Raw genomic sequence first — 19,544 nt, 5'->3', positions numbered from 1 at the left:
GTCGCCGCGCTGCTCCTCGTGGTGCTGGTGAGCCGGCGCGTCCAGGCCCGCCGCAACCCGCCGCCGCTGGGCGTCGTCCCCTCGGCGCGCCGGGCCGCCGCCCGTGCCCTCCGCGGCTCCTGGCCCCTGGCCGTCGGCGCCCTCGCGCTGGCCCTGCTCGGCGCGGGCGTCCTGCTGGTCTCCGGCGGCGCCTGGGGTGTCACCAGCGCCTTCAGCCTGTGGGGCTCCGAGCTGGTGGGCGCGCTCGGCGGTCACCCGGAGAACTGGACCTGGTGGCAGCGGCCCGGCAACGCCGAGATGCTGGCGGGTCCCGTGCTCGCCGACAAGACCAGCCTCACCGACATCGGCATCATGATCGGCGCGGCCGTCGCCGCCTCGCTCGGGGGCACCTGGGCGCTGCACCGGGGCATCCCCTGGCGTACCGCCGTAGCGGCGGTGCTCGGCGGTGTGCTGATGGGCATCGGCGCCCGCCTGGCCGGCGGCTGCAACATCGGGGCCTACCTCGCGGGCATCGCCTCGGGCAGCCTCAGCGGCTGGCTGTGGGGCGCCTTCGCACTGGCCGGCACCTGGGTGGGCCTCAAGCTGCGCCCCCTGTTCGGCCTGGGCAACCCCAAGCCGGGCGACGGCGTCTGCTGACGGGGATGCCCGTGCGGCGCAGGGGTCAGGCCTGTGCCGCACGGGCCGCTGCGGGGCCGCTACGGGGTGCCTACGGGATGTCGCTTCCCTGCGGTGCGGACCGGTCCGTGGTGGTGACCCGGGCGACGGCCTCCCGGGTGAGGGCCCGGCCGTGCGGCTCGCGGGCCAGGGCTCGGTGCAGGGCCAGGCCCTCGATGAGGGCGTCGAGCCGACGGGCCGTGTCCGGGTCGAAGTGCTTCTCCAGGTGGACGCGGCTGCAGTGCATCCACGCGTGGGTGAGCTCCCGGCATGCGGGCCGGCGCGCGGCGAGCCTGTACAGCTCCTGGGTGAGCACCAGGTCCACATCCGCCCGGCCGGTGCGGAACGTGCGAGTCTGCTCCCATGGCAACCGGACACACGGATCCCCGGCGGCGGGAGCGCGTGCGGCCGGCCGCACGGCCTCCTGCTGTCTGCGGGCGGTCTCCGGATCGTCGGCGATGCAGAGGTCGCCCGCCGGCCCGGCTCAGTGTCGCCGGGGCTGGAGCACTCCGCCGCACACCAGGACGAGAAGCCCCGCGAGCGGCACCACCAGCAGTCCCACCCGCAGACTGGTCGCGTCGGCGACCAGGCCCACGACCGGCGGGGAGAGCAGGAAGCCCAGCCGCATCAGCCAGGAAACGAGCGTCAGCCCCGACCCGGGCTTGAGGCCCGGCAGTTCGTCGGCCTCGTGCATGGCCGCCGGCACCAGCGTCGCCACCCCGAACCCGGCCGCGGCGAAACCGAGGACCGTGCCGGGCACCGTCGGCACGGCCAGGGCCATGCCCATGCCGACCGCTGCGATCAGCGCGCCGGAACGGGCCACCGTGCGCTGGCCGAAGCGGTCCACGAGCCGGTCCCCGACGATCCGGCCGACGAACTGCGCGCCGACCAGGGCGACATACCCGGACGCGGCCAGTGCCGCGGTGGCGTGCAGCGAGTCGGAGAGGTAGAGGGTGGCCCAGGACATGCCCGCGTCCTCGACGAGGGTGCCGGCCGTGGCGATGAGTACGAGCGCGGCCAGCACCCAGCCGGTGCGCACCCCCGCCGCCGGGGACCGGGCCGGCACCGGCGCGCGGTCCCCGGCGTCGGTCTCCCCGGCCGGTTCGGCGTCGGTCTCGGGACCCGGCAGGCAGTACCGCAGGGCGACGCAGGCCGCGACCGCGAACACCGCGGCGGAGAACAGCAGGTGCGGCCCCCGCGGGAGGCCGAGCGCTATCGCGGCGGCGGCCATGGAGCCACCGGTGACGGCGCCGACGGACCAGATGGCGTGGAAGGAGTTGATGATGGACCGTCCATAACGGCGCTGCACCCGCAGACCGTGGGCGTTCTGCGCGACGTCGGTGAACGCGTCCATCGCCCCGGCCAGGAACAGCGCCCCCGCGAACACCACGACCGAGTCCGCGAGTCCGGCGGCGAGGATGCCCACCCCGGTCAGCAGCGTGCCGCCGACCGCCACCCGTGCCGAGCCGAACCGGCGCACCAGGACCCCGGCCGCGAGCCCGGCCGTGATGGCGCCCGCGGGGAAGGCTGCCACGGCCAGTCCGTAGGCGGCGTTCCCGATGCCGAGGTCCGCCTTGATCTGGGGATACCTCGGCAACAGGTTGGCGAACAGTGCCCCGTTGGTGAAAAACAGCACAGCGACGGCCATGCGGGCCCGGCGATCGGCCAGGCTGGGCCGGCGCAGTACGTCAACAGTCATGCGCGGGAGCCTACCCGCCGGAACGTACGAACGTACACTCCCGGCGGTCCACGACTGGAGGGTGCGTGTCAGTGGCCCTTGGCGCACAGGGCCGCGTCCACGGCGCCCTGGAGATGACGCAGGCCCTCGCCCTCGGCCGCCCAGGTCGTGGTGTAGACGGTCACGGTGCCCCGGCCGCCCGTGGCCCGGCCGCCGCCCACCGAACCGCCGGGCAGGTCCCCGCCGTGGCCCCAGTAGACGCCGCCGCAATTGAGCGGGATCGAGGCGACGCCGTACCCGTAGCGGCTGCCCGCCGGGTAGACGTCGCGGCCGCCGATGTCGGTGGTGTCCCGCGTCATCAGGCGCACCGCCCAGCCGGGCAGCAGCCGGCCGCCGAACAGACCGTCCCAGAAGGCGTTCAGGTCGACGGGGGTGGACACGAGGCCCCCGGACGCGCCGAACTCGTAGCCCGGCAGCTCGGTCACGTCCACCCTCCCGTCCTGCGGGTGCGCGGGGTGCACGCCGTAGTTCCGGGCGTGCGGGCCGCGCAGGTCCAGCTCGCCGGGCGCGGGCCAGTAGGTGTCGTCCAGGTGCAGCGGGCGCAGGATCGTGCGCTCGACGTAGGTGCGGAAGCCGACCCCGGAGACCTCGTCGATCACCATGCCGAGGACCAGGTAGTTGGTGTTGGAGTAGCCCCAGTCGGTGCCGGGCTCGAAGACGGGCTCCGCGTCGAGCGCAAGGGCCAGGTACTCCTCGGGCGTCCCCGGCCGGGTCCAGTCCACCAGCGCCGAGTACTCCGGCAGCCCGCTGGTCTGCTTCAGCAACTGCCGTACGGTGATGGGGCTGTCGGCCAGTTGGGGCACGTGGGAGCCCGCGCGGTCGCCGAGGCCCAGGCGCCCGTCCGCCACCAGTCGCATCACCGCGGTCGCGGTGAACGCCTTGGTGTCGCTGGCGAGCCGGAACCGGCCCCGCTCGTCGGTCATCGGCCGGCCCGAGTCCAGGTCGGCGACGCCGGAGGTGCGGGTCGTCCTGCCGTCGTAGGCGAGCGCGCCGGGTACGCCGTCGCGTGTGGTGAGCAGGTCCAGCTGACGCTGCACGGCGTCGGGGCGGGCCGGGTGGGCCGCCGCCGCGGGCGCGAGGGCACCGGTGAGTGCGGCGGCGAGCAGGACTGCAGCTGTGAGGTGCTTGCGGCGCATGGGGCTCCTCCGTGTTCGTGGCCGCCCGACGGCGGCGGGCGGACGGTGTCCGTTCACCGAGACCTTCCCAGGACCCGCAACGGAGATCATTGGGACTGGCCCCCGGCCCGGGGGTGTCACCAACACCCCTGGGCGCCCGCGCCGGTGGTCTCGGCCGAGCGGGTCGGCGACGAGCGGCCGCGAACTCCTCGGGAGATGAGCTCGTTCCTCTCGTTGCGGCTGAGCCGCTCCAGGCTTCCGGTCCTCGCGCCGGGCCAAGAAGACAGGTCTTGAGTCACCCCGTTGAGACGGTGGGCGCGGCAGGCATCGTCAGTGGTGCCCTCTAGAGTGCGCAGCATCAGCACTGGACGGAATCCCCAGGGGTGGGACATGAAGGAGCCCGAACGGTTCGCACTGCTGCGGATCACCGGTAAGTACAGCGGCAGTGTCGTGGTCGAGTTGAACGACTCCCATGCCCCGGGCATCCCGGACGTGAAGGGGCAACTCCTGGTCCACAACGATTTCGTGGCCGGCGTCCTCGACACCTACGTAGATCCAGGAGACCTGGCCGGCTGGGCCCACGTATTGGACGAGGTCGCCGCGGGGCGCGACGCCGTCTGGCGTGAGGCTGCGCGAGTCGCCGAGATCGGCATCCGCCTGAACTGGCGGGAGGACGACCACGACGGGATCACGGTCACCATCGCAGACCAGCAGACCACCAGGCTGGCCCTCTCCCTCGAAGTGGACCGCGGCTGGATCGACGAGCAGCGTGCCCTGCTCGAGAGGCTCGGCAGCGTATGGGCGCATCTGATCCCGACCGACTGAGGAGCTTCAGGGGGAAGCCCGGTATCGGAGCGGCAGGTCAGCGCCCCCCACTCCTTCGCATGGCCAAGAACATGGGAGCCTCCATCCCCGTTGAGGTGGAACGGGAGTGCACCGCCCGGCGTCGCTGCACACAGCCGTCCCCTCTGCGAGAGGGCTGCGACCTCTGTTGACGCGCGGTGGGCCCCGCTCATCTCCCCGGCTCGTCGGCCATCCGCCTGCCGACCCGGGCGGCCGTCTCCCGCAGCCAGATGTGGGCCGCGTCGTGCGTGTGCACCGGGTGCCACCACAACGCCTCCCGCAGGGGCACCGCCTCGTAGGGCGGCTCCACCACGCGTACGGCGGCGAGCGGCGCGAGGAGCCGGGCCAGGCGGGCCTGGATCAGGGCGATGCGCCGGGTTCCGCTGACCAGCAGCGGCATGATCTGGAAGCTGTCGACGGAGACCTCGACGCGGGGCTCGATGCCCAGCATGCCCAGCTGGCGGACGGCCGGGGCGTCGTAGGTGCGCTGGTAGGTGACCCAGGGCAGTCGGGCCAGGTCCTCCCGGGTCAGCCGGTCGTCGATGCTCGGGTGGTCCTCGGCGACGAGGAAGACCCAACGGTCCTCGTAGAGGTCGGTGGCGGGGAAGTCGCTGATCACACCGTGCGGCATGAGCAGACCGTCGGTGGTGCTCAGCAGGGTGTCCGTGGCATCCACCACGGTGTTCGGGGTCTGGGCGAAGCGCAGTCGGATGCCGGGGGCCTCCTGGTGCACGACCCGGGCGAGTTCGGCGCCGAAGACGGCGACCGCGTAGTCGGACGCCACCAGCTTGAACTCACGGCTCTCCTTGGCCGGGTCGAAGTCCGCCTGGCTGGCGAACAGGCGTTCCAGCAGGTCGTACGCGGTGGACGCGCGGTCGAGGAGGACCTGCCCGAGGGCGGTGAGTTCGTAGTGGCCGCCGACCCGGGCCAGCAGGTCGTCGTCGAAGTGCCGGCGCAGACGGGAGAGCGCCGCGCTCATCGCCGGCTGGCTGAGACCGACCCGCCGGCCGGCACGGGTCACGTTGCGCTCCTCCAGCAGGGCGCGCAGGGCGACGACGAGGTTGAGGTCCAGGCGACTGAGATTCACGGCGATTTCCCTAGCTGTCCGGCGACGACCTGCGGAAATTCGGTGGGTGGATGACAGTCATCCACAGAATCTATTTCCGTGATCGCAGGTGGCGGGTCCAGATTAGTGCCATCGCAATCAGGAGGACATGTCCGTGAAACCTGAAGCCGCGTCCGCCCTCTTCGCCGGACCCTTCGCCCTGGCCACCCTTTCCGCCCCCGAGGAGCCGCTCTTCCCCGCCCTCGTCACACCCGACGCCCAGGTGATCGACCTGCGGTCCGCCCTGGGCGACGCCGCACTCACCATGCGGGGCGTCCTGGACGACTGGGACGCGGTGCTGCCGCGGCTGACCGCACTGGCCGGCGCCGACGGCCCCGTACGCGGGGCGTTGGCCAAGTTCCGGGTGCACGCGCCCGTGGAGCCGCGCCAGGTGTTCCAGTCGGGGGCCAACTACCGGCAGCACGTCATCGATCTGCACGTCGCCCACCGGGCCCCGGGCGACGACCGGCCGGAGGAGGAGCGGCGCGCGGAAGCCGCCGAGATCATGGACCGGCGGGCGGCCGAGGACCTGCCGTACGTGTTCATCGGCCTGCCGAGCGCGATCACCGGCCCCTACGACGACGTCGTGCTGCCGGCCTGGGCCGAGAAGCCCGACTGGGAACTGGAACTGGCCGCGGTGATCGGCCGCCCGGCCCACCGGGTGTCCGTCGAGGAGGCCCTGGACCACGTCGCCGGCTACACCATCGCCAACGACCTGACCGACCGCGCCACCGTCTTCCGCCGGGACATGCCGCAGATCGGCACCGACTGGCTGCGTAGCAAGAACGCCCCGGGCTTCACGCCGCTGGGCCCGTGGATCGTGCCCACCGCCTCGATCGCGGACGCGGACGACCTGCGTCTGACGCTGAAGCTCAACGGCGAGACCATGCAGGACGAGTCGACCAAGGACATGATCTTCAGCGTGGCGCGGATGGTGTCCTACGCCTCGCAGACCGCCCGGCTCCTCCCCGGTGACCTGGTGCTCACCGGCTCTCCGGCCGGCAACGGCATGCACTGGGGCCGGCTGCTGCGCGACGGCGACGTCATGGACGGCTCCATCACCGGGCTCGGTGCCCAGCGCACCCGGTGCGTGGCGGAGGTGGCCCGATGACCCTGGACCGCACCGACCCCGAGGGCTCGATCGCCCGGGCCGCGAAGGCGTGCTCCAACTGGAACCGCTGGGGCGAGGACGACGTACTCGGCACGCTCAACTTCCTCGACGACGCCAAGCGCCGCGAGGGCGCCGCACTGGTCCGGCGGGGCGTCAGCTTCTCCCTCTCCCAGCGCTTCGACATGGACGGCCCGCAGAAGGGCTGGCGGCGGCGCACCAACCCGGTGCACACCATGCTCGACACCGGCACCGACGCCGCACTGGGCAACCAGGGCTTCCCGCACGGCATCGGCGGCGCCGACGACGTGATCGCGATGCCGTTGCAGTGCTCCACGCAGTGGGACGGGCTCGGCCACATCTTCGACCACGGCAGGGCGTGGAACGGACGCCCGGCCGAGAAGGTCGTCACCTCCGACGGCGACCTGGTCACCGGCATCGAGCACATGGCCCCGCACGTCGCCGGACGCGGGGTGCTCCTGGACGTCGGCCGGGTCGTCGGCGAGGACGGTGAGCTGCCGGACGGCTTCGCCATCACTCAGGAGCACCTGACGGCGACCGCCGAAGCCCAGGACGTGACGGTCGGCCGCGGGGACCTCGTGCTGGTGCGTACGGGACAGCTCGCCCGGGTACGCCGCGACGGCTGGGGCGACTACGCCGGAGGACCCGCCCCCGGCCTGTCGTTCACCACGGCCGCCTGGCTGCACGACACCGAGATCGCCGCGATCGCCACCGACACCTGGGGCTTCGAGGTCCGCCCGAACGAGTTCGAGCACGCCTTCCAGCCGCTGCACCAGGTCGCCATCCCGCACATCGGCCTGCTGATCGGCGAGATGTGGGACCTGGACGCCCTCGCCGAGGACTGCGCGGCCGACGGCGTGTACGACTTCTGGCTCACCGCCGCGCCCCTGCCCATCACCGGAGCGGTCGGCTCCCCCGTCAACCCGATCGCCGTCAAGTAGCCCGAGGAACGAAGGAGTTCTTCATGACCCCACCCCGCACGGTCCTCGTCGTCGGTGGCGGCGCGGCCGGCAACGCCGTCACGATCCTGCTGCGCCGCGCCGGCCTCACCGTGGACCTGATCGAGGCCAAGGACGACTGGAACGCCACCGCCGGCTCCGGCATCACCCTCCAGGGCAACGCCCTGCGCGTCCTGCGCGAACTCGGTGTCTGGGAGCAGGTGGAGGCCTCCGGCTTCGGCTTCGGCTCGGTCGGCATCACCGCCCCCGACGGCACCGTCCTGCACGCCCAGGACGACCTGCGCACCGGCGGCGACGACCTGCCCGCCACCGTCGGCATGCAGCGCCCCCGGCTCCAGCAGATCCTCATCGAGGCCGTGCGCGCCAGTGGCGCGTCGGTCCGGCTGGGCACCACGGCCGAGGTCCTGGACCAGGACGCGGACGGTGTCTCCGTACGCTTCAGCGACGGGACCGAGGCACGCTACGACCTGGTGATCGCCGCCGACGGCCTCGGCTCCGCCACCCGTGCCGCGATCGGCATCACGGACAAGCCCGAGCCCACCGGCATGGCCATCTGGCGCATCGCCGCCCCGCGCCCGGCCGGCGTCACCCGTACCGACCTCGCCTACGGCGGTCCCGCCTACATCGCCGGCTACTGCCCCACCAGCGAGACCACCCTCTACGCCTACGTCGTCGAGGCCAACCGCGACCGCGCCTCCATACCGTCCGAGTCGTACGCCGAGGAGATGCGCCGCCTCACCCGCCACTACGGCGGTCACTGGCCGCAGATCACCGAGCAGATCACCGACCCGGCGAAGGTCAACTACACCTGGTTCGACCGGATGCTCGTCGAGGGTTCCTGGCACCGCGGCCGGGTCGTCCTCGTCGGCGACGCCGCCCACTGCTGCCCGCCCACCCTCGCCCAGGGCGCCGCGCTGTCCCTCGAGGACGCCTGGGTGCTCGCCCAGATGCTGACCGGGACCGACGACTGGGACGACACGCTGTTCCAGGCGTACTACGAGCGGCGGATCGCCCGCGTCCGCCCGGTCGTGGAGGCGTCCGTGCAGATCGGGCAGTGGCAGCTCGACGGGGTGCGCGACGCCGACGTGCCGGGCCTGATGGGCCGCATCATGACCATGCTGAGGGACCTGCCGTGACCGCCTTGAACACGCCCACCGTGGACGTGCACGCCCACGTCCTGCTGCCCGAGGTCGAAGCACTCGTGGCCCGCCTGCCCGGCCACGCCGAGGCCAAGGAGTTGGACGCCCGGCGCAACGGGCCCGCCGCGCTCGCGGTCAACGGGCCCATGGTCCGCGAACGCGTCCCCCGGATGACCGATGTCGCCCTGCGCCTGGCCGCGATGGACACCCAGGGCGTGGACGTGCAACTGGTCAGCCCCTCCCCCTCGCACTACCACTACTGGGCCGACGAGGACACGGCCGAGAAGCTGTACCGGCTCGCCAACGAGGCGACGGCCGCGCACTGCGCACAGGCGCCCGACCGGCTGCGCGGGCTCGGCCTCGTGCCGCTCCAGCACCCGGACCACATGGTGCACGCCCTCGACCACGCCCTCGAACAGGGCCTGGCCGGCGTGGAGATCTCCAGCCACGCCCCCGGACGCGAACTCTCCGACCCGGCCTACGGACCCTTCTGGTCCCGCGCCGAGGAGACCGGCGCCCTGCTCTTCCTGCACCCCTTCGGGTGCACGCTCGACGAGCGCCTCGACCAGTGGTACCTGTCCAACACGGTCGGCCAGCCCACCGAGAACGCCGTCGCCCTCTCCCACCTGATCTTCTCCGGGGTCCTCGACCGGCACCCCGGGCTGAAGCTGATCGCCGCGCACGGCGGCGGTTACCTGCCCACCCACATCGGTCGCTCCGACCACGCCTGGTCGGCCCGCTCCGACGCGGGCGCCGGCTGCGCGCACCTGCCCAGCAGCTACCTCAAGCGGCTGTACTTCGACTCCCTGGTGCACGACCCGCACGTCCTGCGGGAGCTGGTCCGGGTGGCCGGCCCTGACCGTGTCCTGCTCGGCTCGGACTTCCCCTTCGACATGGGCACCGAGGACCCGCTCGCCGCCCTGCGCGCCGCGCGCCTGTCCGATGCCGACTTCCACGCCGTCCGGGGCGGCAACGCCGCCGCCCTCCTGTAGGAAGGACCTCCTCATGCGTCTGCTCACCCATCTGCGGCACGTCGACCTCGCCGTGCCGGACTACGACAAGCAGCTCGACTTCTACTCCGGCGTCTGGGGCCTGACCAAGGTCGCCGAGGACTCCGGCATCTCCTTCCTCGCCGCCGAGGGCTCCCCGGAGCAGTACGTCGTGCGGCTGCGCAAGGCCGACGAGAAGCGGCTCGACCTGGTCTCCTACGGTGCCGCCTCGGCCGCCGACGTCGACACCCTCGCCGAGCAACTCCTCGCGGGTGGCGTGCAGTTGATCTCTCAGCCGGGCCAGGTCGACACCCCGGGCGGCGGGTACGGCTTCCGCTTCTTCGACGTCGACGGCCGCACCATCGAGGTCTCGGCCGACGTCGAGGTCCGCCGGCACCGCCGGATCGAGGAGAAGGAGTCCATCCCGGTCAAGCTCTCCCACGTCGTCCTCAACTCCCCCGACCTGAACCGCACCCGCGCGTGGTACGAGCGTCACCTCGGCTTCGCGCTGTCGGACACGCTCAGCTCGCCGCACATGGGCGAGGTCATGCACTTCATGCGGATCAGCAGCCAGCACCACTCCATGGCCATTGCCCAGGGGCCGCACACCGCCCTGCACCACATCTCCTTCGAGATGCGCGGCATCGACGAGTACATGCGCGGCTCCGGCCGGGTCATCCGGGCGGGCTTCAAGAAGATCTGGGGCCCGGGGCGGCACATGGCGGGCGACAACACGTTCACCTACTTCCTCGACCCGCACGGCAACACCGTCGAGTACACCACCGAGCTGGAGTGCCTGGACGAGGACACCTGGCACCCCCACGTCTACGACTTCTCCCAGCCCGAGGTCACCGACCAGTGGGGCACCGCCAACCCCATGAACGAACTGGTCGCGAAGGAGTCCTTCAACGACCCGGACCGCGGCGTCTTCGTCGCCCCGCCGGTCTGAGCCGTCCTGCCGACTCCGGGGACGCGGCAGTACGACCCTGCCCTGACATCCCCCTCGACTGACCGCCCTACCCAGGAGCCGCACCATGCGTTTCGCCACCTACGAACACCGCCACCGCCACCGAGTGGCCGTCGTGGAGGACGACGGCACCCTCTACCCGCTGCCCGGCGTCACCTCACTCACCGACCTGCTCACGGAGGCGGACGGCCTGCCCGGACTGCTCGCCGCCGGCCGGGCCGCCCTGGACGTCCCGCCCGGCCCCCACGTCTCCGAGGTACGGCTGCTGCCCCCGCTGCGGCCCGCGTCGGTACGGGACTTCGTCACCTTCGAGGAGCACGTCGAAGGTGTACGCCGCTCCGTCGACGGCGTCGCCGGGGTCCCCGAGCAGTGGTACGCGGCCCCGACCTTCTACTTCACCAACCCGCACGCGGTCTACGGCCACCGGGACGACATCCCGGTGCCGCCCGGCTCGGCCGTGCTCGACTTCGAGCTGGAGGTGGGCGCCGTCATCGGCCGCGAGGGCCGCGACCTCACCCCGGAGCGGGCCCGCGACCACATCGTCGGCTACACCGTGTTCAACGACTGGTCCGCGCGCGACCTCCAGGGCGCGGAGATGAAGGTCGGCCTCGGCCCCTGCAAGGGCAAGGACACCGCCACCACTCTCGGCCCGTACCTGGTCACCGCCGACGAGCTGGAGCCGTACCGGGACGCCGACGGGTTCCTGCGCCTGGCCCTGACCGCCGAGATCAACGGCGAGAAGGTCGGCGAGGACCTGCTGTCCAACATGAGCTGGACCTTCGAGGAGATGACCGCCTACGCCTCCCGCGGCACCCGCGTCGTACCGGGTGACGTCCTCGGATCGGGCACCTGCGGCAACGGCGGCTGCCTCGCCGAACTGTGGGGCCGACGCGGCGAACGGACACCACCACCACTGAAGCCCGGCGACACCGTCTCCCTCACGGTGGAGGGCATCGGCACCCTCACGAACACCGTCGTCCCCGGCCGGGACCCCATACCCCTGCCGACCGGCCGGCGCCGGTCCCGGGAGCGGCCGTGAGCGACCTTCACCCCAAGCGGCTGCTCGGCAAGGTCATCGTCGTCACGGGCGCCGCCCGGGGCCAGGGTGCCGCCGAGGCCGACGCGCTCACCCGCGAGGGCGCCCGCGTCATCGCCACCGACGTGACCCCCGAAGCAGGGTGCCGCCGCCTCGACGTCAGCAGCGACGAGGAGTGGGCGGAACTGGCCACCGAGCTGCGGGAGGCGTACGGGCAGGTGCACGGCCTGGTGAACAACGCGGGTGTCACCTGGCGGGCCCGGGTCGGTGACGTGCGGGCCGAGGACTTCGAGCGGGTGCACTCGGTCAACGTGACCGGTCCGCTGCTCGGCATCCAGCACCTGAGCCCGTTGATGCCGCCGGGCTCCTCGATCGTCAACGTCGGTTCCTCGGCCGCGCTCACCGCCCACTACCCGGTCGCCTACACCGCGAGCAAGTGGGGGCTGCGGGGCCTGTCCAAGACCGCCGCGCTCGAACTCGGGCCGCGCGGCATCCGCGTCAACACCGTGCACCCCGGCTACATCGACACCGGGATGACGGCCTCCGCCGCCCCCGCGTTCCGCGAGGCCAACCTCCGCGAGACCCCCCTCGGCCGCACCGGCACCGTCGACGAGGTGGCGCCCCTGGTCGTGTTCCTCCTGTCGGACGAGTCGTCGTTCATCACCGGCGCGGAGATCCCCGTGGACGGTGGCCTGACCGCGCACGGCGGCGTCAAGTCGGTCTCCGACGCCCTGCGCGAGGGTGCGTCGTGAAACGGCTCGACGGCAAGGTGGCCCTGATCTCCGGCACCGCCCGGGGCCAGGGACGGGCGGCGGCCCTGCGCTTCGCCGCCGAGGGCGCGCTGGTGGTCGGCGGCGACCTGCTCCACGAGGAGGCCCTGGAGACCCAGCGGCTGGTCGCCCGCGAGGGCGGCACGATCCTCACGCCGGGCCTGCTGGACGTCACCGACGAGGACTCCGTGCGGTCCTGGACCGAGGAGGCCGTGAACGCGTTCGGCGGCGTCGACATCGTCTACGCCAACGCCGGCGCCGTCCGCTTCGGGGCGATCGGCTCGCAGTCCCACGAGGACTTCGCGTTCACCGTGCGCGCCGAGCTGGACTCGGTGTGGCTGACGGTCCGGGCGGCCTGGCCGCACCTGGTCCGCAGCCGCGGCTGCGTGCTGACGGTCGGTTCGACCGCCGGCCTGACCGGATCCCTCACCAACCCGCGCACCGCGCACTCCGCCTCCAAGGGCGCGGTGATCGCGCTGACCCGGCAGCTCGCCGCGGAAGGCGCCCCGCACGGCGTCCGGGCCAACTGTGTCAGCCCCGGAATGATCGACACCGACGGCTCGCGCGCCAACCTCCTCGCCGACGATCACCCGATGCACGGCATCGCCCGCCACGTGCCGCTGGGCCGGGTGGGCTCGGCGGACGACGTCGTGAACGCGGCCGTCTTCCTGACCTCCGACGAGGCCGCGTACATCACCGGGGCCAACCTCGTCGTCGACGGCGGATGGTCCGCCGTGCTGCCCGGCGCCCCCGCCTGAAGCCCTACGACCCGAACGCCTCCCGGAAGGAACCCAGCACGTGAACAAGGTCCGCGGCAGCGCCGCCGAGGCCGTGGCCGACATCCCCGACGGCGCTTCGCTCGCCGTCGGCGGCTTCGGCCTCTCCGGCGTCCCCGCCGCCCTCATCGACGCCGTGCACGCGCGCGGCACGACCGGTCTCCAGGTCGTCTCCAACAACTGCGGCGTGGACGGCCGCGGTCTCGGCGTCCTCCTCTCCGCCGGCCGCATCGCCCGCGTCACCGGCTCCTACGTCGGCGAGAACAAGGAGTTCGCCCGCCAGTACCTCAGCGGCGAACTGGAAGTGGAACTCACCCCCCAGGGCACCCTGGCCGAACGGCTGCGCGCCGGCGGGGCCGGCATCCCCGCCTTCTACACCCCGGCGGGCGTCGGCACCCAGGTGGCCCAGGGCGGTCTGCCCTGGCGGTACGCGCCCGGCGGAGGCGAGGTGGCCGTCGCCTCCCCGCCCAAGGAGACCCGGGAGTTCGGCGGACGCCCGTACGTCCTGGAGCACGGCATCACCACCGACTTCGCCCTCGTACGCGCCTGGCGCGGCGACCGGCACGGCAACCTCGTCTTCCGGCACGCCGCCGCCAACTTCAACCCCCTCGCCGCCATGGCCGGCCGCGTCACCGTCGCCGAAGTCGAGGAACTCGTCGAACCGGGCGAACTCCGCCCCAGCGACATCCACCTCCCAGGCGTCTACGTCCAGAGGGTCGTGGCTCTCACCGCCGACCAGGCCGCCGACAAGCCCATCGAGAAGAGGACCGTACGCCCATGAGCTGGACCCGCGACCAGATGGCCGCCCGCGCCGCCGCCGAGCTCACCGACGGCTCCTACGTCAACCTGGGCATCGGCCTGCCCACCCTCGTCCCCGGCCACCTCCCGCCCGGCGTCCACGTCGTCCTCCACTCCGAGAACGGCATCCTCGGCACCGGCCCCTACCCCACCGAGGACCGGGTCGATCCCGACCTGATCAACGCGGGCAAGGAGACCGTCACCGTGCTGCCGGGCGCCTCGTTCTTCGACTCGGCGCTCTCCTTCGGCATGATCCGCGGCGGCCACATCGACACCGCCGTCCTCGGCGCCATGCAGGTCTCCGCCCGCGGCGACCTCGCCAACTGGATGATCCCCGGCAAGATGGTCAAGGGCATGGGCGGCGCCATGGACCTCGTCCACGGCGCCCGCCGCGTCATCGTCCTCATGGAACACACCGCCAAGGACGGCACTCCCAAGATCCTCGACGAGTGCACCCTCCCCCTCACCGGCGAGCGGTGCGTCCACCGGATCATCACCGACCTCGGCGTCCTCGACATCACCCCCGGCGGCCTCGCCCTCGTCGAAACCGCCCCCGGCGTCACCGTCGAGGACATCACCGCCCGCACCGGCACAGCCCTACGAGTGGACAGCGTCTCCGCCGCGTGCTGACCGGCGGTACGCCCCGCCTGTGCAGGTCGGCGGCTGTCGGCTGCTCCTCGGGCAGCGGCTCACGGTGCCGGGTGAGTTCCTGGACGACCTGCCCGGCTCGGGTAACGAAGGCCGCGCCCCACGAGGTCCAGGTGGGCGCCGTTGAGCGTCACGCACCGTAGCGGGGCTCCGAACTGTACCCACTGGCCGGGACGCAGCTCAGGTGCGGTCAGTTGCCGACAACCGGGCCAGCCCGTTCGTGGACCTGGTCCCCTCAAGCACCGCAAGCTGGGCGAGTTCCGCGAAACGCCTATGCCTTCGACCGTCCGCGAGACACTCCTGCGGACCCAACGTTCCCCGTTCTGGGCGCACACGACGCTCGAGTACCAGTGGAACACCGCCAAGAAGCGGGCAGGCATCACCCGGAGACTCACGACCTACTCACTCCGTCACTTCTTCGCGTCGAACTGCCTGGCCAAGGGGATACCCATTACCGACGTCGCGGAATGGATGGGACACAAGAACATCAACATGACGTTCAAGATCTATCCACGCGGGCAGCCCTCGCGACAGGGCGGACCCACGCGATGCGGAGGTGACCATGCCCAGTCCCGAGACCGTGGAGGTCGACTTCATCGCACCGCGGCACCTGGCCGCCGGTGCTGATCCCGCCTGGATCACCGTGCCCCTGCACCGCGCCTGAGGGTGGAGCCACGGCAACGACCCGCTCGTGCCCCGCGTCATCCTGACCGGCTGCGACCAGAAGGCACTTCTTCGGCTGGAGCCCGAGCCCGAGGGCCAGTGGTGGACCTCCAGCACGCCGCCCGGCCGGACCGCCCCGCCTGGTACGCGAGCTTCGATGCAGACCGGTCGAGGTCATCGCGGCCTGCACCGACGCTCTGACTGATCCCATCGCTCCGGTCACCCTTCCCGACCCGCTGGAGCCGCTCCTCAGCGCGGGCTGGACGCTGGCCTACAACCGCACCGGCTGGCCTCGGCCGATGACACGGTGTGCGTCGAACGACATGTGACGACCGGTACTTGGTGGGTCGGCACCGTGATCGACGTCACCTGGTCCCTGGTCTGGCAGGCCCGGTTCGGAGAGCACATACCGGCACATCTGGTCGCGGCGTTCACCGCCGTACTCACCGACCCCCGGCCGGTGCTACGCACGGGCATTCCTACGACCTGAACGCCGGCATCATCGCCGCCGCATCGATCATCCCCCTGCTGATCGGCGTCGCCGTCATCCGCCCGCTCCACAAGCGCCGTCCGGTCCTCGCCCGCCGCCTGTCCTGGGCCGGCCTGATCGTCGCCCTGCTCTCCTCCCTCTCCCCTTTCGCCATGGCCGAAGACACCACCACCGCCCTCACCCTCACCGCGATGCACGTCATCGTCGGCCTCGCCTGGGCCGCCATCGCTCTCATCGGCCCCGGCGCCCTCACCCAGCCGGCACTGAGCCCCTCGGCGGGGGCAGCGGCACTCTCACCCCCTGCGGTCTCAGACCGGTACCCACCCCGCCGTCCCCGACCACGAGGAGAACTCATGCACAGCCCACGCGTCCTGTCCGCAGTGATCGACGTCGCCACCCACGACATCGGAGACCGCTTCACTGCCCCGGGCTCCCGCTTCGAAGTGGACCTCGACCCTTTCCTCAACCTCGATCTCTTCCGCATCACCGGCCCGGTCTTCGCTCTGCACCCCACGCCGGGTTCTCCGCCGCCACCTACATGTTCGACGACTCCTCCACCCGCCTGCACAACCGCGACAGCCTCGGAGACACCAGCCTCATCGAACCCGGCGGCCTGCACTGGACCGTCGCCGGATCCGGCATTGTCCACGACGAAGTCGTCGAAGAGAACGACCCGCGTGTCCAAGGCGGTGGACCGCTACCGATTCGGACACATGCACGGCACCCTCACCGCTCCCTGGCCTCGAGCGCCTAACCCACCCGTCGAAGACCTGCACTGCCCGTCGAGCATGAACACGCGTTGCGGTGTCACCGGGCAGCGTGCCAAGCCGCCTCGTCGAAGTCGGCGGGCAGGCCGCCCCCGGTGAGATCCCAGGCCCACATGCCGACGAACGCGCCGGTGAAGCCGAGAGACCTGATCTGACCGTTCTCGAACTCCTCGGCATGCTCGTCCGACAGGACAGTGGCATCCAGAGACGGGCCGACCGAACGCCAGCCGTCGTCGACGGCGTAGCGGAAAGTCAGCACGGGACCGTCCAGATCAAGGCCGAGACGCAGGCGGCGCGCCTCGCCCAGAGGTATGCCACCGGCCTCATCTGCACTCAGCACCCCCCGATCGCAGCCAGCCACACGCAGCACCGTGCGCTCGTCGTCATCCACGGTGACGTGCAGGAAGTACCAGTTGCGCGTGTTGTAGTAGGCGGTGATCCCGGCCAGGTGTTGGAAGGACCGGGGCCGATACTCCATCGTCGCCTCAAACACACCTCGGGCGGACGTCACCCGTCGGGCCACCAGACTGGGACCCGTCAGGCTCTGCGCGGAGCGCCCGCCGTGCAACCGTAGATAAGACGGGCGCGCGCTGAGAGAGACCCAGTCAGCAGTCGCGGGACGCCGCAGCGTGGACCACTGCGGCCCTAGCACCTGCTGGTCGAAGTCGTCGACGGCGTCGCTCTCGGCGTTCGCAACGTCTCCAAGGTCCGGTGCCGGGCCAGGGGCGGCAACTTCCTGGGCGGGCAGGCCGGTCGGGACACGCGGCCATGCGTCGGGCGACCATGTGACGGGTGCCAGCGCGGTCTCGCGGCCTAGTACGCAGGGGCCATGGCGGCCTTCGGGCCGGGCGACGAGATAGGCCAGGTACCACTGGCCGTCGCCGGTTTCCACCAGGCTGCCGTGCCCGGCCTTCTGCAGTGGCAGGTCCGGGTGCTGACGGGCGGTGATCAAGGCCCCGTACGGGTCACGTTCGTAGGGACCGGTGAGGATACGGGACCGAGCGACGGTGACCTGATGGTCGTAGCCGGTACCGCCGTCCGCGGTCATCAGGTAGTACCAGCCGCCGTTCCGGTAGAGGTTGGGGCCCTCGATCCACCCGGCCTGTGGCGGCAGCACAATACGCACTGGGTCCCCGATCAGGCGGCGCGCGGACCGGTCGTACCGTCTCGCCTCCAGGCCGGCCGAACCGCCATGCCCCGGCCGCCAATCGTGAACCAGGTTCAGCAGCCAACTGTCGGGACCGTCGTGGAAAAGGGACGCGTCGAAACCACGCGCGTGCAGCGGCAGGGGATCGGACCAAGGCCCGTGGACACTCGGCGCCGTGGTGAGGTAATTGGGACTGTCGGTGAACCCGCCCGCATAGGTGGAGACGTTACTGAAGACCAGGTGAAACAGGCCGTCCGCGTAGGTGAGGTTGGGAGCCCACACCCCGCCGGAATCGGGACATCCGGTGAGATCGAGGAGCCTTCTGGTGTCCAGCACACCTCCCAGCGAGCGCCAGTGCACAAGATCACGGGAGTGGTGCAATCGTACGCCGGGATGCCATTCGAATGTTGAGGTCGCCAGATAGAAATCATCACCCACGCGCAGCGCGGACGGGTCCGGGTGCGAACCCGGCAGGACCGGGTTCCGGATGATTTGGACAGCTTGCTGTCGCATGCGTCGCGTACACCTCTCGCACCTCAATGATCACTCGCAAAGAGATGAACCGTAATGTCGAACGCCGTTGCATGCAATGCGCCGACCATGCTCCATCCTGAGCGCACCCGGGCACTGTTTCTGCGAGGCTCGTTGCCCGCTGACTACCGCACGATCCTGGCGGTCGCGCGGGCCACCGACGTTCCTGTCCAGGTCAGGGCGGTGGGCGAGAATTTTGGGCCTTGAATTGACGGTACGCGACAAGCCCGGTAAGGCATGTCGCCCGGCGTTCCTTCACCGCCGAGGCGACCGTCACCGCGGTCATCGCCGACGCGGCGCCTCCCGTACGAGGCTCGGGATCGGCAACACACGCTCCCCCGCCATGCTCTTCGCGTCCTTCTCCACCACCGTGCGGTTGCCCATCATGGTCCGGGTGTTGGCCATGCTGAGCATGGCCGCGTCCAGGTCGATGTCCAACCACCGCAGGCCGCAGGCCTCCGCCGGACGGAGCCCCATCAGGGACAGCGGCAGCGGCGCGAACAGGCGGTCGCCCTTCATCACAGCGACGAAGGCACCCACCTCCGAGGCGTTCCACGGCTGGACAACCGCCTTCGTCTTCCTCTCCGCCTTCCGAGCCTTCAGCGGAACGTGCACCTCGCTGGCCACGTTGACGGTCACCAGGCCGCGCGTGGCTACGCGGTTCAGAGCGCCATCCAGGCCGGCTCCTCCTCATCCGCTTCCACCTCCGGCTCCCCACCGCCATCTCCTCGTCGACAGTGCCCTCCGCCCTGCCGGCGAACCGGTGCCGCAGACACCGCCCGCTGGAACAGCGTCCCCAGGTCCTCCAGCGCCATCCGCTCGACAGGCGCAGTAGTCATCACGCCAGACTGCCCGCAAGATAACGCCAACTGAATGGCGTCCGAGGCAGACAGCTTGACCGTGGTGCAGTCGCTGAGTGGCGCCGGCGGACCGCACGGCCACAAATGCGCCGTCCATGCACCCGTCGCCGCGAAGGCGCTCCGCTCGCCCGAGCCCGTTCGGGTGCTCACGTCGGACCGCGGGGACTGGTTGAATCCGTGCGGCGCCCGCGTGCAGGCGGAGATGTCTGAGCGAGATGTTCACGCGCCGGAGGGTGTCGGCCCGCGCATCGCGCACCATCCCCGACGCTCTGCACTGAGTGCAGGTAAACGACGAGATCACTGCCGGAGTCGTCACCTGACTCAAGGGATGCCGAGGCTCCTGGTCGCGCTGTACGAAGCGGCACCCCAGGCGACCCGAGTTCGGATCCTCACGTCCGTGGCCAACGCCTGACGTCGTCG

Annotated in this window: 19 protein-coding genes and 4 pseudogenes; 16 read left to right on the top strand and 7 right to left on the bottom strand. The window is 71.4% G+C overall.

Annotated elements, in window-relative coordinates; all coding sequences use genetic code 11:
• A partial coding sequence (locus tag ACIGO6_RS24530) for a YeeE/YedE thiosulfate transporter family protein (protein ID WP_399879482.1) occupies nt 1–636 on the top strand: 636 nt, incomplete at its 5' end.
• A 70-nt stretch (nt 637–706) separates the two neighbouring features.
• Here the strand turns inward: ACIGO6_RS24530 and ACIGO6_RS24525 are convergent.
• The 3 genes and pseudogenes from ACIGO6_RS24525 to ACIGO6_RS24515 all read right to left on the bottom strand — a co-directional run.
• Nucleotides 707–976, bottom strand: a pseudogene (locus ACIGO6_RS24525) (TetR family transcriptional regulator); the annotation flags it as partial.
• 162 nt (nt 977–1,138) lie between these two features.
• Nucleotides 1,139–2,353 (bottom strand): MFS transporter, encoded by a 1,215-nt coding sequence (locus ACIGO6_RS24520; protein WP_399879481.1) that lies wholly within the window; start codon nt 2,351–2,353, stop codon nt 1,139–1,141.
• 68 nt (nt 2,354–2,421) lie between these two features.
• Entirely contained in the window at nt 2,422–3,528 is a 1,107-nt protein-coding gene (locus ACIGO6_RS24515) for a serine hydrolase domain-containing protein (RefSeq protein WP_399879479.1), read from the bottom strand.
• A 369-nt stretch (nt 3,529–3,897) separates the two neighbouring features.
• Between ACIGO6_RS24515 and ACIGO6_RS24510 the strand changes: the two genes are divergently transcribed.
• Entirely contained in the window at nt 3,898–4,332 is a 435-nt protein-coding gene (locus tag ACIGO6_RS24510) for a DUF5959 family protein (RefSeq protein ID WP_399879477.1), read from the top strand.
• A 187-nt stretch (nt 4,333–4,519) separates the two neighbouring features.
• Here ACIGO6_RS24510 and ACIGO6_RS24505 read toward each other — a convergent pair whose 3' ends face one another.
• Nucleotides 4,520–5,437 (bottom strand): LysR family transcriptional regulator, encoded by a 918-nt coding sequence (locus ACIGO6_RS24505; RefSeq protein ID WP_399879475.1) that lies wholly within the window; start codon nt 5,435–5,437, stop codon nt 4,520–4,522.
• A 127-nt stretch (nt 5,438–5,564) separates the two neighbouring features.
• Here ACIGO6_RS24505 and ACIGO6_RS24500 point away from each other — a divergent pair, with 127 nt between their 5' ends.
• The 14 genes and pseudogenes from ACIGO6_RS24500 (at nt 5,565) to ACIGO6_RS24435 (ending at nt 16,573) form a co-directional block, all read left to right on the top strand.
• Nucleotides 5,565–6,566 (top strand): fumarylacetoacetate hydrolase family protein, encoded by a 1,002-nt coding sequence (locus ACIGO6_RS24500; protein ID WP_399879473.1) that lies wholly within the window; start codon nt 5,565–5,567, stop codon nt 6,564–6,566.
• Nucleotides 6,563–7,525, top strand: coding sequence for a cyclase family protein (locus ACIGO6_RS24495; protein ID WP_399879471.1), 963 nt, complete (start codon nt 6,563–6,565; stop codon nt 7,523–7,525). The genes ACIGO6_RS24500 and ACIGO6_RS24495 overlap by 4 nt, the downstream gene beginning before the upstream one ends.
• Nucleotides 7,526–7,548: 23 nt before the next feature.
• A complete protein-coding gene (locus ACIGO6_RS24490; RefSeq protein ID WP_399879469.1) occupies nt 7,549–8,679 on the top strand; it encodes an FAD-dependent oxidoreductase in 1,131 nt (376 codons plus the stop codon).
• A gap of 5 nt (nt 8,680–8,684) precedes the next feature.
• On the top strand, nt 8,685–9,674 hold the full coding sequence (locus ACIGO6_RS24485) for an amidohydrolase family protein (RefSeq protein WP_399879515.1): 990 nt from the start codon (nt 8,685–8,687) through the stop codon (nt 9,672–9,674).
• A gap of 13 nt (nt 9,675–9,687) precedes the next feature.
• Entirely contained in the window at nt 9,688–10,620 is a 933-nt protein-coding gene (locus tag ACIGO6_RS24480) for a VOC family protein (RefSeq protein WP_399879467.1), read from the top strand.
• 85 nt (nt 10,621–10,705) lie between these two features.
• On the top strand, nt 10,706–11,677 hold the full coding sequence (locus tag ACIGO6_RS24475; RefSeq protein WP_399879465.1) for a fumarylacetoacetate hydrolase family protein: 972 nt from the start codon (nt 10,706–10,708) through the stop codon (nt 11,675–11,677).
• The gene (locus ACIGO6_RS24470) at nt 11,674–12,426 is read left to right on the top strand and encodes an SDR family NAD(P)-dependent oxidoreductase (RefSeq protein WP_399879463.1); all 753 of its coding nucleotides are present in this window, start codon (nt 11,674–11,676) and stop codon (nt 12,424–12,426) included. Before ACIGO6_RS24475 ends, ACIGO6_RS24470 begins: the two co-directional genes overlap by 4 nt.
• Nucleotides 12,423–13,202 (top strand): SDR family NAD(P)-dependent oxidoreductase, encoded by a 780-nt coding sequence (locus ACIGO6_RS24465; RefSeq protein ID WP_399879461.1) that lies wholly within the window; start codon nt 12,423–12,425, stop codon nt 13,200–13,202. Before ACIGO6_RS24470 ends, ACIGO6_RS24465 begins: the two co-directional genes overlap by 4 nt.
• A gap of 40 nt (nt 13,203–13,242) precedes the next feature.
• A complete protein-coding gene (locus tag ACIGO6_RS24460) occupies nt 13,243–14,001 on the top strand; it encodes a CoA transferase subunit A (protein WP_399879459.1) in 759 nt (252 codons plus the stop codon).
• On the top strand, nt 13,998–14,648 hold the full coding sequence (locus ACIGO6_RS24455) for a CoA transferase subunit B (RefSeq protein WP_399879458.1): 651 nt from the start codon (nt 13,998–14,000) through the stop codon (nt 14,646–14,648). The genes ACIGO6_RS24460 and ACIGO6_RS24455 overlap by 4 nt, the downstream gene beginning before the upstream one ends.
• 291 nt (nt 14,649–14,939) lie before the next feature.
• Nucleotides 14,940–15,170: pseudogene (locus tag ACIGO6_RS24450) on the top strand (tyrosine-type recombinase/integrase); the annotation flags it as partial.
• A gap of 484 nt (nt 15,171–15,654) precedes the next feature.
• Complete coding sequence (locus ACIGO6_RS24445) at nt 15,655–15,819, top strand: DUF317 domain-containing protein (RefSeq protein WP_399879513.1); 165 nt, start codon at nt 15,655–15,657, stop codon at nt 15,817–15,819.
• Nucleotides 15,816–15,980 (top strand): annotated as a pseudogene (locus tag ACIGO6_RS24440) (hypothetical protein); the annotation flags it as partial. The gene ACIGO6_RS24445 and the pseudogene ACIGO6_RS24440, both read left to right, overlap by 4 nt.
• Complete coding sequence (locus tag ACIGO6_RS24435) at nt 15,923–16,573, top strand: pirin family protein (protein ID WP_399879511.1); 651 nt, start codon at nt 15,923–15,925, stop codon at nt 16,571–16,573. The pseudogene ACIGO6_RS24440 and the gene ACIGO6_RS24435, both read left to right, overlap by 58 nt.
• A gap of 53 nt (nt 16,574–16,626) precedes the next feature.
• On the opposite strand, the gene ACIGO6_RS24430 is transcribed toward ACIGO6_RS24435, so the two are convergent.
• The 3 genes and pseudogenes from ACIGO6_RS24430 to ACIGO6_RS24420 form a co-directional block, all read right to left on the bottom strand.
• Complete coding sequence (locus tag ACIGO6_RS24430; protein ID WP_399879456.1) at nt 16,627–18,246, bottom strand: family 43 glycosylhydrolase; 1,620 nt, start codon at nt 18,244–18,246, stop codon at nt 16,627–16,629.
• 300 nt (nt 18,247–18,546) lie between these two features.
• Nucleotides 18,547–18,903 carry a hypothetical protein gene (locus ACIGO6_RS24425; RefSeq protein WP_399879454.1) on the bottom strand — a complete coding sequence of 119 codons (357 nt, stop codon included), beginning with the start codon at nt 18,901–18,903 and terminating at the stop codon, nt 18,547–18,549.
• A gap of 83 nt (nt 18,904–18,986) precedes the next feature.
• Nucleotides 18,987–19,103: pseudogene (locus ACIGO6_RS24420) on the bottom strand (IS5/IS1182 family transposase); the annotation flags it as partial.
• Nucleotides 19,104–19,544: the final 441 nt, after the last annotated feature.

Origin of the sequence: Streptomyces sp. NPDC053750 (assembly GCF_044544295.1) — a bacterium.
Lineage (GTDB): Bacteria > Actinomycetota > Actinomycetes > Streptomycetales > Streptomycetaceae > Streptomyces.
The sequence above is the reverse complement of the archived record's forward strand: the minus strand, read 5'-3'. Positions and strand labels throughout refer to the sequence as shown.